At 61.9% G+C, this 13,153-nt stretch carries 14 protein-coding genes; 8 read left to right on the top strand and 6 right to left on the bottom strand.

Annotation, left to right across the window (positions count from 1 at the left end):
* The first annotated feature begins 15 nt into the window (after nucleotides 1-15).
* The gene (locus tag ACS4RR_RS19195; RefSeq protein WP_456189141.1) at nucleotides 16-861 is read left to right on the top strand and encodes a metallophosphoesterase; all 846 of its coding nucleotides are present in this window, start codon (nucleotides 16-18) and stop codon (nucleotides 859-861) included.
* On the opposite strand, the gene ACS4RR_RS19190 is transcribed toward ACS4RR_RS19195, so the two are convergent.
* Nucleotides 858-1,766 carry an AraC family transcriptional regulator gene (locus ACS4RR_RS19190; RefSeq protein ID WP_456189140.1) on the bottom strand — a complete coding sequence of 303 codons (909 nt, stop codon included), beginning with the start codon at nucleotides 1,764-1,766 and terminating at the stop codon, nucleotides 858-860. The genes ACS4RR_RS19195 and ACS4RR_RS19190 overlap by 4 nt on opposite strands.
* 177 nt (nucleotides 1,767-1,943) lie before the next feature.
* On the opposite strand from ACS4RR_RS19190, the gene ACS4RR_RS19185 reads away from it, so the two are divergent.
* Nucleotides 1,944-2,714 (top strand): SDR family NAD(P)-dependent oxidoreductase, encoded by a 771-nt coding sequence (locus ACS4RR_RS19185; RefSeq protein ID WP_456189139.1) that lies wholly within the window; start codon nucleotides 1,944-1,946, stop codon nucleotides 2,712-2,714.
* Nucleotides 2,715-2,736: 22 nt separating this feature from the next.
* Here ACS4RR_RS19185 and ACS4RR_RS19180 read toward each other — a convergent pair whose 3' ends face one another.
* On the bottom strand, nucleotides 2,737-3,429 hold the full coding sequence (locus ACS4RR_RS19180) for a helix-turn-helix transcriptional regulator (protein WP_017963498.1): 693 nt from the start codon (nucleotides 3,427-3,429) through the stop codon (nucleotides 2,737-2,739).
* A gap of 129 nt (nucleotides 3,430-3,558) precedes the next feature.
* On the opposite strand from ACS4RR_RS19180, the gene ACS4RR_RS19175 reads away from it, so the two are divergent.
* The 3 genes from ACS4RR_RS19175 (at nucleotide 3,559) to ACS4RR_RS19165 (ending at nucleotide 6,018) form a co-directional block, all read left to right on the top strand.
* Nucleotides 3,559-4,194, top strand: coding sequence for a LysE family translocator (locus tag ACS4RR_RS19175; RefSeq protein WP_017963499.1), 636 nt, complete (start codon nucleotides 3,559-3,561; stop codon nucleotides 4,192-4,194).
* A 191-nt stretch (nucleotides 4,195-4,385) separates the two neighbouring features.
* A complete protein-coding gene (locus tag ACS4RR_RS19170; RefSeq protein ID WP_456189138.1) occupies nucleotides 4,386-4,826 on the top strand; it encodes a c-type cytochrome in 441 nt (146 codons plus the stop codon).
* 277 nt (nucleotides 4,827-5,103) lie between these two features.
* Nucleotides 5,104-6,018, top strand: a complete 915-nt coding sequence (locus ACS4RR_RS19165; RefSeq protein ID WP_260298406.1) for a cytochrome c — start codon at nucleotides 5,104-5,106, stop codon at nucleotides 6,016-6,018.
* A gap of 84 nt (nucleotides 6,019-6,102) precedes the next feature.
* On the opposite strand, the gene ACS4RR_RS19160 is transcribed toward ACS4RR_RS19165, so the two are convergent.
* A complete protein-coding gene (locus tag ACS4RR_RS19160; protein WP_260298407.1) occupies nucleotides 6,103-6,732 on the bottom strand; it encodes a glutathione S-transferase family protein in 630 nt (209 codons plus the stop codon).
* A gap of 67 nt (nucleotides 6,733-6,799) precedes the next feature.
* The gene (locus tag ACS4RR_RS19155; protein ID WP_260298408.1) at nucleotides 6,800-7,294 is read right to left on the bottom strand and encodes a GNAT family N-acetyltransferase; all 495 of its coding nucleotides are present in this window, start codon (nucleotides 7,292-7,294) and stop codon (nucleotides 6,800-6,802) included.
* Nucleotides 7,295-7,562: 268 nt separating this feature from the next.
* Here ACS4RR_RS19155 and dmeR point away from each other — a divergent pair, with 268 nt between their 5' ends.
* The 3 genes from dmeR (at nucleotide 7,563) to bla (ending at nucleotide 9,853) form a co-directional block, all read left to right on the top strand.
* Nucleotides 7,563-7,835, top strand: a complete 273-nt coding sequence (gene dmeR, locus ACS4RR_RS19150; protein ID WP_018446272.1) for a Ni(II)/Co(II)-sensing transcriptional repressor DmeR — start codon at nucleotides 7,563-7,565, stop codon at nucleotides 7,833-7,835.
* A 69-nt stretch (nucleotides 7,836-7,904) separates the two neighbouring features.
* Nucleotides 7,905-8,852 carry a CDF family Co(II)/Ni(II) efflux transporter DmeF gene (gene dmeF / locus ACS4RR_RS19145; RefSeq protein WP_170258865.1) on the top strand — a complete coding sequence of 316 codons (948 nt, stop codon included), beginning with the start codon at nucleotides 7,905-7,907 and terminating at the stop codon, nucleotides 8,850-8,852.
* A gap of 71 nt (nucleotides 8,853-8,923) precedes the next feature.
* A complete protein-coding gene (gene bla / locus ACS4RR_RS19140; RefSeq protein WP_260110467.1) occupies nucleotides 8,924-9,853 on the top strand; it encodes a class A beta-lactamase in 930 nt (309 codons plus the stop codon).
* Nucleotides 9,854-10,096: 243 nt separating this feature from the next.
* Here the strand turns inward: bla and ACS4RR_RS19135 are convergent, their stop codons facing one another.
* The gene (locus ACS4RR_RS19135) at nucleotides 10,097-10,561 is read right to left on the bottom strand and encodes a hypothetical protein (RefSeq protein ID WP_260110468.1); all 465 of its coding nucleotides are present in this window, start codon (nucleotides 10,559-10,561) and stop codon (nucleotides 10,097-10,099) included.
* A gap of 71 nt (nucleotides 10,562-10,632) precedes the next feature.
* Nucleotides 10,633-12,972 (bottom strand): glucose/quinate/shikimate family membrane-bound PQQ-dependent dehydrogenase, encoded by a 2,340-nt coding sequence (locus tag ACS4RR_RS19130; protein WP_260110469.1) that lies wholly within the window; start codon nucleotides 12,970-12,972, stop codon nucleotides 10,633-10,635.
* Nucleotides 12,973-13,153: the final 181 nt, after the last annotated feature.

Below are 13,153 nucleotides of genomic sequence, written 5' to 3'. Positions count from 1 at the left end.
CTCTGGTCACGCCCCATGTCTTCTTCTGTTTCTCCCCTGTTCCGCTTCGGCATCATCGCCGACCCACAATATGCGGCCATCGCGCCGCACGTGGCGATGGACCGCTATTACGCCAACAGCCTCGCCAAGGTCGCCGCGGCGATCGAGGTCTTCAACGGCTGGGAATTGAGCTTCGTGATGACGCTCGGCGACGTCATCGACCGGAGCTTTTCAAGTTTCGACGATATCCTGCCGGTCTACGAGAAGCTCAGGCACGAGGCGCTCTTCCTGCTCGGCAACCACGATTTCTCGGTCTCTGCAGGACACTTGTCCGACGTCGCTGCGCGCCTCGGCATGCCGGCGCCCTATTACAGCTTCTCCCGCCATGGCTGGCGCTTTATCGTCCTTGACGGCAATGAGGTCAGCATCTTCGCGCCGCCCGAAGGCCATCCTCATCGTGCGCTTGCCGCTGAGATGCTGGCGGAGCTGCAGGCCAAGGGTGCCAGGAATGCCCATCGCTGGAATGCAGCGCTGAGCGACGAGCAGTTTGCCTGGCTCCGCGATGAACTCGCAAAAGCGGCCGAGGTCGGCGAGAGGGTGATCGTCATGAATCACTATCCGGTGCATCCGCCCAGTGAGCACGGCATGTGGGACAGCGAGCGCATCGTCGCGCTGCTCGCCTCTGAGCGCAATGTCGTCGCCTATCTCAACGGCCACGACCACGTCGGCAATTACGGCATCGCCGGCGCCTGCCACTTCGTCAATTTCAAGGGCGTGGTCGACACCGAGACGGAAAATGCCTTCGCGATCGTCGAGGTCCATGCCTCCAGCATCGAAATCCGGGGCTTCGGCCGGGAGCCGAGCCGCACGCTTTCCATTTAGCTGATTGCCGGCTCAGCCGGCATCGCCTTCATTTCACTGATGTCGCGCTTCGGTGGTGTCCCGAACATGCGGGCATATTCGCGGCTGAACTGGGAGGCGCTCTCGTAACCCACCTGATAGGCCGCGTTTGCGGCGTTGAACCCATCGGTCACCATCAGCCGCCGGGCCTCGAGTAGCCGCAACTGCTTCTGATACTGCAGCGGCGTCATCGCGGTTAGCATTTTGAAATGCTGGTGGAAGGAGGAAGGGCTCATCCTGGCTGCCGCCGCAAGCTTTTCCACCCGAACGGCGTGCGCAAAATTACCGCGCAACAGGTAGATGGCCTCGGCCACGCGGCGCGTATGGCTGTCGGGCAATGCAAGCTTGCAGATCTCATCGCCATTTTTTCCGGAAAGCAACCAGAAACTGATCTCTCGCATGATTGCCGGATGAAGGATTGGGATCGCTTTGGGCGCCGCGAGCGTCCGGATCAGTCTCAGTATGCAGTCCTGCAACTCCGGGCCGAATTCTTGTACGAAAACACCCGGCCCGCCGTCGCCTGCCGGCTTCGGCGGTGCATCCATCTCCTCCAGCACCTCGCGCAGGATAGTGACGTCGAGTTCCAGGTTGATGGCGATCATCGGCCGTTCGGCACTGGCTTTCGTCACCTGTCCGAAGGCCGGCATCTCGACGCTGATGATCAGCGCTTGCATCGCTTCGTAATCGAAAAGGCGTTCTCCGAACATGAGCTGCTTGGCGCCATCGACGATGATGCAGAGCGCCGGTCGGTAGATCGCCGGTTCCGGCATGGAGAGAGTGCTGGAACGCATCAGGAAAAAACCGTCGATCGCGGTGGCAAAGAGCCCGTCACCTCCGCCATGTGCATCCATGTACCCATTGAGCTCCTGCTTCAGATCTGCGGACATCTTCGCCTCCAGTGAACGCGGGGTCTGTCTGCCGCGCCGGTGAGGATGATCTTAATCCCTCAGCCCGCCTGGGCAAGGCGTTTGGAGGAATAGGCAAGAAATTGCGGGATTTCGGCATTCAGGATTCCAGGCTTGCGGCGCATAAACTGGCCTGTCAAAACATCAGGAGTACCTGAAATGCCTAACCAGAACTCAACCTCGAAAGTCGCAATCGTTACCGGCGGAAGCCGCGGCCTGGGCCGCAACACGGTCGTCAATCTGGCAAGGAGCGGCGTCGACGTGATCTTGACCTACAACTCGAACCGCGACGAGGCGGAGAAGGTCGTCGCCGAGATCGAGGCGCTCGGCCGCAAGGCCGCCGCACTTCAACTCGATGCCGGCAATGTGGCGGCGTTCGATGCCTTTGTCGAAAGTGTACGCGAGATCCTCAAGGGTTGGGGGCGTGAGCATTTCGACTTTCTCGTCAACAATGCCGGCACCAGCTACCACGCCTCGATATTGGAGACGACCGAAGCGGAGATGGACAAGCTTTACAACCTGCATTTCAAGGGGGTTTTCTTCCTCACGCAGAAGCTCCTGCCGCTGATCGACGACGGCGGCCGCATCGTCAACCTCTCCAGCGGTCTCGCCCGAATGACCATGGTTGGCGCCTCGGCCTATGGCTCGATAAAGGGTGCAGTCGAGGTGCTGACGCGCTACATGGCCAAGGAGCTTGGCCCGCGCGGCATTGCAGTCAATACCGTCGCCCCGGGCGCCATCGAAACCGATTTCAGCGGCGGCATGGTGCGGGACAATCCGGAGATCAACCGTGCAGTCGCTTCTATGACCGCACTCGGCCGCGCCGGTGTGCCCGACGATATCGGGCCGATGATCGCTTCCCTGTTGAGCGATGCCAACCGTTGGGTCAACGCCCAGCGCATCGAGGTTTCGGGCGGCATGTCGCTCTGAATAATCGCGATTGGGCGAATGGCTAGACGGCGATCGGTTTCTCCGTCCAACCGCTGGTCCAGAGTTCCCGCAACCGGTCGCCGTCGCCTTTGAAGAAATCCTCAGCCGTCGCGCAGTGCTCCACCCGGTCGCTGCGGAAATTGCGGATCGCCTGGCGCAACTCGCACCAGGCGACGATATTGGCGGTCTGCGAATAATAGATCAGCGCGATCGGTCGGATCGTCCGCTCGCTGGCGCGGCCGAGTTCGTCGCGGTAGCCGAGCATCAGCTTGCGTTCGTCGCGGATCGCGCGGCGCACGATAGCAAGGTCGAAGCCTGCCGGCTGCGCAATCGAGCCCCAGGCATAAAGCGCCTTGTTGTCCATCGCCTGGCGCAGCGGCGCCGGCACGGCGCCTGATATCTTCCGGTTGACCCGGCGCGCGGCCTGCTTCAGCTCCTCGTCCGCAGTGCGTTCGAGCAGCGCCAGCGACAGCACGATCGCCTCCATCTCCTCGATCGAGAACATCAGCGGCGGCAGGTCGAAGCCCGGCCGCATGATGTAGCCGATGCCGCGCTCGCCCTCGATCGGCACCCGCATCGCCTGAAGCGCGGCGATGTCGCGATAGATCGAGCGCACGGTCACTTCGAGCGTCTCGGCCATCGCCGCCGCCGTCATCGGCTTTCTTGCCAGCCTGAGGATCTGAATGATCTCGAAAAGCCTGGAGGCCTTGCGCATTTTACCTCTCCCATCCGCAATGCTCCTGACAATACACTGTCAGTTGGGTTTGCGTATAGACCCGCCTATCAGATTGAAATCAATCAGGGTCTTTGAAAACGGCCTGCAGAACCGAAGGCGGTAACTGACATGAACTACCATGAAAACCTCTGGCTCTTCTTCACCCTTCTCTTCGGCATCATCATCGTGCCGGGTATGGACATGCTCTTCGTGCTCGCCAATTCGCTGACCGGCGGCGTCAAACGCGGGCTGGCGGCGACCGGCGGCATCATGGCCGGCGGCGCGGTGCATTCGGCCTATGGCGCGGCCGGCGTCGGCGTGCTCGTCACCATGCTGCCGCAGCTTTTCAACGTGCTGCTCTTTGCCGGCGTTGCCTACATGATCTGGATCGGCATCTCGCTGATCCGCAGTTCGATCACCGTCGAGGCGGTCGGGCCGGGAACGGCACGCTCCGGCTGGCGCGCTTTTCGCCAGGGCGCTGTCACCTGTCTGGTCAATCCGAAGGCCTATATCTTCATGTTTGCCGTCTATCCGCAGTTCCTGAGACCGGAATATGGCCCGATCTGGATGCAGGGGCTGATCATGGGCGTCATGACTGTCGTCACCCAGTTTGCCATCTACGGCACCCTGGCGATGACGGCCGGCCGCAGCCGCGACCTGCTCGTCGCCAACCCTGACGTCACGGCCTTTGTCGGCCGCTTCGCCGGACTGCTGCTGGTTGCGGTCTCCGCCTTCAGCCTCTGGCAGGGGTGGAAAAGCGCTTGAGCGCCACTGCATGTCGCCCGGAAGTGTGCAGCGGTTTCGGGATAACGACATGCATAAAAGCAGAGAACTGCCTATCACATTGTTTTTATGATGATCCGGCAAAACGTGACTGCCCGGAGGCATGGATTTTGTCATGCTCCCGGTGCAGATTGGCCATCGGCCATCTTGGCCGAGGAAAAATGGAGAGGAATATGAATTGGAAAGCAATAGCTGCGGCTGTAGCGATGGCCGGCATGGCCTTCGGTTCGGTGACCGCCGCCGACGGCACCCATGATCTGCGCATTGCCTTGATGAAGCAGATCGGCGGTTCGGCTGGCGCGCTGGCGGACATCGCCAAGGGCACGAAGCCTTACGACGCCGAGGCGGTGAAGGCGGCGCTGACGAAGATTGCCGCAACGGCCAAGGTTTTTCCCGATCAGTTCAAGCCGGGCACGGAGACCGGCGACAAAGAGGCGAGCCCGAAGATCTGGGAAAACATGGATGACTTCAAGGCGCGCGCCGCCAAGCTCTCCACTGACGCCGAAACTGCGCTCGCCCAGCTTCCGGCCGATCCTGCCGCCGTCGGCGCCACGATCAACACGCTTGGCGCCAACTGCGCGGGCTGTCACAAGGCCTATCGTATCAAGGAGTGATAGGCCGACCTGAGCAATTCCAGCAAAAGTGTGCAGCGGTTTTGCGCCCGGAATTGCTCAACAAACGACAGCAATTCCAGCAAAAGTGTGCAGCGGTTTTGCGCCCGGAATTGCTCAACAAACGACAGCAACTCCAGCAAAGGTGCGCGGCTTGCTTCCGCGTGACGCGGGGGAAATGGAATGCTGGGGATCCACGATCCGTGCCCGGCTTGCCGCCGGCGCGGATCGCTTTATGTGGGACCGACGGCGGCAACATTGGCAAAAGGGGAGGCGGCGCATGGTCCGCAGGTTCATCCGGTTACTGCTCTGTCTGATCGGCGTCGCCGTGCTCGGCGGCGGCGCCTTCTATCTCGTCACTGCGCCCGACCCGCTGCCGGAGAGCCATTGGGCGGGTCTCGGCGCGCCGGACCTGGCCAACGGCCAGATGGTGTTCTGGGCAGGCGGCTGCGTCAGCTGTCATGCGGCACCCGGTTCCGAAGGCGATGCAAAGCTGACGCTGTCAGGCGGGCTGGCGCTGAAGAGCCCCTTCGGGACCTTCCACGTGCCGAACATCTCACCGGATGAAAAGGCCGGCATCGGCGGCTGGACGCTTGCCGAGTTCGGCAACGCGATGAAACGCGGCGTCGGCCCGGGTGGTGAGCATCTCTACCCATCTTTTCCCTATGGCTCTTATTCCCGCATAAGCGACAAGGACGTCAACGATCTCTTCGCCTTCCTGAAAACCCTGCCGAAAAGCACAGACGTCGCGCCACCGCATGAGCTGCCGTTCCCCTTCAACATCCGGCTGGCGCTCGGCGGCTGGAAATTCCTCTATCTCAACGATCAGCCGCGCGTGGCTCTCGCCAAGGGCAACGACAAGATCAAGCGCGGGCAGTATCTCGTCGAAGGCCCGGGTCATTGCGGCGAATGCCATACGCCGCGTGATGCGCTCGGCGGCTTCAAGGCCGATATGTGGCTTGCCGGCGCGCCCAATCCGGAAGGCAAGGGCCGCATACCCGATATCACGCCGGCCTCCAAGAGTATCGGCTCCTGGAGCGAGGCCGATATCGTGAGCTACCTCGAAACCGGCTTCACCCCCGATTTCGATTCCGTCGGCGGCTCGATGGTTGATGTGCAACGGAACATCGCCCGCCTGCCTGCCTCCGACCGCGAGGCGATCGCCGCCTATCTGAAGGCCGTGCCCAGCCGTTAGCGATGGAAGTAACGATGCCAGTCGCGCGAGGGTTCCTGCACGGTCACTTGATTGCTTGGCACCTTCGCAAGGTCCCACGCCTGTTTATAGGGAGGTGGGACCCGGCATCAGGTCATAGGGGTGGCGCCAGCCGGGCATGTTGCTGATACGATCTTTCCAGGCTGCGATTGCCGGAAAGGCGCTGTGATCGATCCCGGTTTCCTCCGGCATGAAGACGTAGCCCGCCAGAGAGAGGTCTGCGATCGTCACCCGGTCGCCAATCATGAAGGCCCGATCGGCGAGGTGTTCGTCAACAATTGCATAGGCAGCTTTGGCCCTCAGTCTTAAAAACTCGACGACTGGCGTCTCGCCGCTCTTCTGGAGGCCATAGATGAACCGCAGCGTCGCATAATAGCTCGTGAACTTGTGATTGTCGAAAAGGATCCAGCGCATGACGTCGCGCCGTTCTTCGGCCGTCTGCGCCCCGAAATGGCCTGTCACCTCTGACAAGTAGTCCAGGATAATCCCCGATTGGCTGATCTTGGTTTGCCCATGTTCGAGCACAGGCGCCTCGCCCTGTTCGTTGATGGTTTTTCGCCATTCTTCAGTACGCGTTTCGCCGCCCAGATAATCAACGAAAATGCTTTCCCACTTGATGCCGGAAAGCGCAAAGAAGAGTGCGACCTTGTAACAGTTCCCGGAAAGAGCGAAGCAATGAAGTTTGAAATCAGGCATGAAAGCTCCTAACAAAAATAAAGACTTAAAGCGCCGATCAAGCGATTCTGAAAGATCGCGGCGCGCTTTAGGCGATCGACTGCATGTAGCGCATGCCGGTCACCGGACGCGGGGTGAAATCCAGCTGTTCGTAGAAGCGGTGCGCCAGCAGGTTTCCGGTCGCGGCGCTGACGGAGAGGTAGCCGCAGCCGGCATTGCGGGCGGTCTCGCGCGCCCGGTCGACGAGCAGCTGGCCGGTGCCGTGGCCGCGATGGCCGTCACGCACGAAGAGATGGTGCAGGTCCATGCCGCGCTTGCCTTCCTGCGCCCTGTAGAGCGGCACGAGAATGGCGTAGCCGATCAGCCCTTCGTCGGTCTCGGCGACGAGCGCATTGATCCAGGGCAAAGGCCCGAAGAGGTCGCGCTCCAGCTGCTCTGCCGTTGTCGCAGCAGCATCGCCGTGATGGGCGGCAAGCAGGGCGATCATCTCGCCGAGTTCGGGCAGGTCGCGCGGCTTGGCTGCGCGGATGGTTACCACCGATGGGCGCATCAGTGAAATTTCGCTGTCTTCGATTTCGGTCATGGTCTTCGCGTCCTTTGATAGTCTGCCGTCAGGACGCTGCTGGTACAACAAAGCCGCCTGACGGCGGCTTGTTGACAATATGATCTTGTCCGGCCGCCCTTTACAGGTACAGCCAAAAATACGAGCGGCTCTGGTGCGCGTTCTTGATCATGGATGATAGATCGTCGGAAACGCGGGCTTTGTCAATGGCGGATCAAGCCCATCACAGGCGTTGAGCTCGGGCTTCACTCTTGATACTATACCCCCCTATGCTATATGCAGGTCCATCATGTCCCACACCACCCTGCAGAAAAAGAAGCTCGTCGCCCGCATCAGCCGCCTGAAGGGGCAGATGGAGGCGGTCGAGCGCGCGCTCGAGGCCGAGCGCCCCTGCGGCGAGATCCTGCAACTGCTCGCCTCCGTCCGCGGCGCGCTGACCGGGCTGACCGGCGAGGTTCTCGACGACCATCTGCGTGAGCATGTGCTGAATGCCGCCGACGATGCGGCGAGGGCGGAGGCGGTTGAGGAAATATCGGAAGTGTTGAGAACCTATATGCGCTAGAGCAATTCCAGGAAAAGTGTGAAGCGATTTTGCCGAGAATTGCGTATAGCGGTGGCGAAGGAGCCTGTCATGAGTGCCGGAATCGAGAAGGCTGGAATTGATGCCCTGGAACATGATCATGTCTTCCTCGGCGCCGATCATAGGCGCAACGAGCGGCGCATCTGGCTGGTGATCGCGCTGACAGCGGTGATGATGGTGGCGGAAATCGCCGCCGGCACCGTCTACGGCTCCATGGCGCTGGTCGCCGATGGCTGGCACATGTCGACCCATGCCAGCGCTCTGCTGATTTCAGCGCTCGCCTATCTCTTTGCCCGCCGGCAGGCGCGCAATCCGCGTTTCACCTTCGGTACAGGCAAGCTCGGCGATCTCGCCGGCTTCGCCAGCGCCATCATCCTTGCGCTGATCGCCCTGCTGATGGCCTGGGAAAGCCTGCTGCGCCTTTCCAATCCCGTGCCGATCGGTTTTGCCCAGGCGATCGCCGTCGCGGTCGTCGGCCTTGCGGTCAATCTGGTGAGCGCCTGGCTGCTGGCCGGTGAAGGCCACGTCGCGCATGGCGATCATGCGCATCACGGACATGGCCACCACGCAAAGACCAGCGACAACAATATCCGCGCTGCTTATCTGCATGTCATCGCCGATGCCCTGACCTCGGTGCTCGCCATCGCGGCGCTGACGCTCGGCAGTCTTTACGGCTGGCTCTGGCTCGATCCCCTGATGGGCTTCGTCGGCGGGTTGGTGATCGCCAATTGGTCCTGGAGCCTGATGAAATCTTCCGGCGGCGTCCTGCTCGATGTCATTTCCGAAGGCGAGACGCTGCCGGCCGAGATCCGTGGCGCCATCGAGACGGAGGACGACCGGATCACCGATCTGCATGTCTGGCAGGTCGGCCCTGGCCATCATGCCGCAATCGTCGCCGTCCTCACCTCGCAGCCCCGCGATCCGGCTTTCTACAAGGGCAGGCTCTCGGCGCTGGAGGAATTGTCGCACGTGACGGTCGAGGTCACGCGTGCCGCATGATCGAGGCGCGCGGACGACAAGTCGCCGCAATCGCTGCTTAGCTCTGTCCTCCTGATTCGCCGGAGGATTTCATGGATCTCAGTTTGACTCGCCGCATGCTGATGGGCTCGGCATTGTGTCTGGCTTCAATGGGCTTGGCCGCGCTGGCGCTTCCCGCCAATGCCGAGGAGGGGCCCAAGGAGAGTGCCAAAGAGAGTGCGGGCGAGGGCGAAGACAATATTGAACATCGCCTTGCCGCTTTGGAAAAACGCACCGGCGGTCGCCTCGGGGTCTCGGTGCTCGACACCGAGACGAGCATCTCCTTCGGCTATCGCGGCAGCGAGGCCTTTCCGATGTGCAGCACCTTCAAGGCGCTGGCGGCCGCTTTCGTGCTTGCCCGGACTGACAAGGGCGAGGAGAACCTCGACCGGCGCGTGAGCTACGGCAAGGACAAGCTCGTCGACTATTCGCCGATCAGCGAAAAACACGCCGGAACCGATGGCATGACCCTTGCCGAACTCTGCGAGGCGGCGGTAACCGTCAGCGACAATACGGCCGGTAATCTGCTGCTCGAAAGTTTCGGCGGTCCGGCGGGGCTGACCGATTGGCTGCGCTCGATCGGTGATGGTACGACGCGTCTCGACCGCAACGAGCCGACGTTGAACGAGGGCAGGAAGGGTGATCCGCGCGACACGACGACCCCCGATGCGATGCTCGACACGCTCGGCAACCTGACGCTCGGCTCGGTCCTGACCGAGGCCTCCTCAGACAGGCTGATCGCTTGGCTGGTAGCGAGCACGACAGGCAAGGAGCGACTCAGGGCCGGCCTGCCGGCGGATTGGAAGGTCGGCGACAAGACCGGAACCGGACCGAATGGCTCTCTCGGCGATATCGCGGTGATCTGGCCGCCGGATCGCGGCCCGATCGTCGCCGCCGTCTATATCAGCGAGGCGACTGTGCCGGTGAAGGAACTCAACCCGCTCTTTGCGGAGGTCGGTCGGATGATCGTCGAGATGGTGTGAATCAGGAAATGGCGAACGGCGTGATCGACAGTTGTCCGGTTCGCGTCGGAAAACCCCTCCCCAACCCCTCCCCACAAGGGGGAGGGACTAACCTGAGGCGAGATCCTGCCACCAAAATACGCTACCACACGTTGCATCGTCAGGAACGAAATGCAACGGGCGCTACACGGCAGTCCCTCCCCCTTGTGGGGAGGGGTTGGGGAGGGGTCTTTCTCAAACGCGGGCAATTCGAAATGCTCCCGCTCAAGCAGCCGGAACGTCGTCCGCCGTATCGGTGCCGTCATCCTCGATGCCGGCCATCTCGCGCTTGATTTGGTCAGCGATTTCCTTCTCGATCGCGGCGCGCTGGTCCGCCGGCATGGCGGCCAGATCGGCTTCGGACAGATCGTGCTGCTCGAGATAGCGAGCCCGGATATATTCCGCCGGCGTCATGTTGCCCCATTTGGAGAATTCGTCGACCACGGAATCATGCGCCGTCCTTGCCGCCACTTCTTCCTCGGAAGGCGGGTTGATATAGGGGCCTTCGCTGCTTTGAAGAGCCCACATGGTATTGGCGATCGACGGCGGCGTGCTGCTGGTCTGGAGACCGGGCGCGGTATTGGGCGCAGTGCTGTCGAAGTCCGTCGTCTGCTGATTCTTGGATTTGGCCGACCGATCGAAAAGACTGCCGATGCCGTAATAATTGCGAATATTACTGGAAATTTCCATAAAAACTCACCCCGAAAAACAGGGAGAGAATGGCGCGGCAATCCTGCGCAGAGCTTGCGAGAAGCTTCGCGTCACGGCAACGTATAGGCGATCACATAATCGCCGGCCTTGGTGCCGACCGAGCCGTGGCCGCCGGCGACCATGACGACATATTGCTTGTTGTCATCAGTGGTATAGGTCATCGGCGTCGCCTGGCCGCCGGCGGGAAGCCGTCCCTGCCAGAGCTCCCGGCCATTCGTCACGTCATAGGCGCGCAGGTAGTTGTCGACCGCAGCCCCCAGGAAGGCGACGCCACCCTTGGTCAGCATCGGTCCGCCGATGCCAGGCACGCCCACCTTGAAGGGCAGGGGCAATGGCGTCATGTCGCGCACGGTGCCGTTCTTGTGCATATAGGCGATCTTACCGGTGCGCAGGTCGACGCCGGCGACATAACCCCATGGCGGCGCCTGGCAGGGGATCTTGAGCAGTCCGAGGAAGGGACCCATGAAGACGCCGTAGGGCGCACCGTCATTGCGGTTGAGCCCCTGTTCGCTGCCCTTCTCGTCCTGGCCTCTCGGCGGAATATCGGCGGCCGGCACCAGTCGCGAGGTGAAGGCGAGATAGGTCGGCATGCCGAACATGATCTGCCGCTCCGGGTCCACCGCCACCGAGCCCCAGTTGAAGGTGCCGAAATTGCCGGGATAGACGATCGTCCCTTTAAGCGAAGGCGGCGTGTAGCGGCCCTCATAGTTGTAACGGTGGAAGTCGATGCGGCAGGCCATCTGGTCGAACAGCGACACGCCCCACATGTCCTTTTCTTGGAGCGGTTCGGGCGAGAAGGTAAGGTCCGAGATCGGCTGCGTTGGCGAGGTATGATCGCCGGAGACTGCTCCGTCAGGCGCCGGGATTTCCTTGACTGGGATGATCGGCTCGCCGCTGCGCCGGTCGAGCACATAGATATCGCCCTGCTTCGTCGGGCCGACCAAGGCAGGAATCACGGTGCCGTCCTGCTTCGTCAGGTCGATCAGCGCCGGCTGCGCCGGCACGTCCATGTCCCAGAGATCGTGGTGCACCGTCTGGCGCACCCAGCGCAGCTGGCCTGTGGCGATATCGAGCGCGACGATCGACGACGAGAATTTCTCGACATTGTCGCTGCGGTTGATGCCGATCTGGTCGGGCACCTGGTTCCCGAGCGGGATGTAGACCATGCCGAGCGCCTCGTCGACGCTGAAGACCGACCAGCTGTTCGGCGAGTTGGTCGTGTAGGTCTGGTCCCCGGTGATCGGCGTCGTCACATCGGGATTGCCGGAATCCCAGTTCCAGACCAGCGCGCCGGTGTTGATGTCGAAGGCGCGGATGACGCCGGATTGTTCCTCGGTCGAATAATTGTCGTTCACCGCCCCGCCGACGATGATCTTGCCCGCCACCGCGACCGGCGGCGAGGTGGAATAATAATAGCCGGCCGGGTTGTAGCGCATGCCGGTTTCCAAATGCAGCACGCCCTGGTCGGCAAAGCTGGTGCAGACCTTCCCGTTCGCCGCATCGAGCGCGATCAGCCGGGCATCGGAGGTCGGCAGGTAGACGCGCTCGGCGCAGGGCTGGCCGGCCGCCACGGTTGGATCGGCATAATAGGTGACGCCGCGGCAGGTCTGATGCTGCCGGTCGGGATTCATGCCGGAGTTGGCATCGTATTTCCATTTCTCCTTGCCGGTCTTGGCGTCGAGCGCGATCGCCCAGTTATGCGGCGTGCAGAGATAGAGCGTGTCCTTCACCTTGAGCGGCGTCACCTGATAGGTCGTCTCGCCGACATCGTCCGGCCGCTTGACGTCGCCGGTCTGGTATCGCCACGCTTCCTTGAGGGTGGAGACGTTCTCGGCGGTGATCTGGTCGAGCGGCGAGTAGCGCTGGCCGAAGGCCGTGCGGCCATATTGATGCCATTCGCCATCCGGCACGCTGCCGCCGAAGGCGAGATTGGCGGCAACCGTATCCTTGGGCAGCTCGCCGGCAAGATCATGCGGGTCAGTCGTCATCGAATAAAGGGCGACGAGGATGGCGAGGATGACAGGCACGGCGAGCGGCCAGGGGTTCGCGGCATAGGTGATGCCCGTCGGACTGCGCAGGCCGAGTGGCCGGCGGATCCATGGCGTCAGCAACCAGAGCCCGAGCAGGATGATCATGCCGCCGCGCGGACCCAGCTGCCACCAGTCGAAGCCAACCTCCCAGATCGCCCAGGCGAGTGCTGCGACGACGAGTACCGCATAGACCCAGAGCGCCACCGCCTTGCGCATCAACAGCAGCCCGGCGGTAATTAGGAACATCAGCCCGGCGAACAAATAGAAGACGCTGCCGCCGAGCGTGACGAGCCACAGGCCGCCGCCGCCGAGTGCCAGCCCGATGATGATGAAGAAGATGGAGGTGATGGCGATCGCCATATGGCTGTCTCCCGCTGAGGTTAGCCGGGGTGAAGGATCGGCGGAAAAGTCCCGCCGATCAGCCAGATAGCGCGAAGGAGATGCCTTTCAACGGCCACAATTGCCGCAGGGTGCCGATGCACCGAACGGGGCGTCGGGCCGGATGGAAGCGGATCGCTATGGCATAACTGCTGCACCAAAA

This window comes from Rhizobium zaerense (genome assembly GCF_051810725.1).
Taxonomy (GTDB): Bacteria; Pseudomonadota; Alphaproteobacteria; order Rhizobiales; family Rhizobiaceae; genus Rhizobium; species Rhizobium leguminosarum_I.
This window is presented reverse-complemented; position numbering and strand designations above follow the sequence as displayed.